The sequence below is a fragment of the Shewanella sp. 1CM18E genome (genome assembly GCF_023161665.1).
Lineage (GTDB): Bacteria > Pseudomonadota > Gammaproteobacteria > Enterobacterales > Shewanellaceae > Shewanella.
This window is the reverse complement of sequence record NZ_JALNTW010000041.1, coordinates 212-510: the sequence shown is the minus strand read 5'-3', so window position 1 is coordinate 510 and position 299 is coordinate 212. Positions and strand designations below refer to the sequence as shown.

Sequence of the window (299 nt, the reverse complement as noted above, 5' to 3'; positions counted from 1 at the left end):
ACGGAGAGGTGGCCGAGTGGCCGAAGGCGCTCCCCTGCTAAGGGAGTATGGGCTTTAACTCCCATCGAGGGTTCGAATCCCTCCTTCTCCGCCATTTCTTACAATAGACAACGATGCGGATGTAGCTCAGCTGGATAGAGTACCTGGCTACGAACCAGGCGGTCGGAGGTTCGAATCCTCCCATCCGCACCATTTCTATTGTCGTGATAAATGTTTTAGTGAGCGGATGTAGCTCAGCTGGATAGAGTACCTGGCTACGAACCAGGCGGTCGGAGGTTCGAATCCTCCCATCCGCACCA

The 299-nt window shown here is 54.8% G+C and carries 3 tRNA genes; all 3 read left to right on the top strand.

What is annotated here, in order from left to right:
• Positions 1 to 2: 2 nt before the first annotated feature.
• The 3 genes from MSG37_RS21285 to MSG37_RS21275 all read left to right on the top strand — a co-directional run bounded on the left by MSG37_RS21285 (position 3) and on the right by MSG37_RS21275 (position 299).
• Positions 3 to 94, top strand: a tRNA-Ser gene (locus MSG37_RS21285).
• A 21-nt stretch (positions 95 to 115) separates the two neighbouring features.
• Positions 116 to 192, top strand: a tRNA-Arg gene (locus MSG37_RS21280).
• 30 nt (positions 193 to 222) lie between these two features.
• Positions 223 to 299: transfer RNA gene (locus MSG37_RS21275), tRNA-Arg, on the top strand.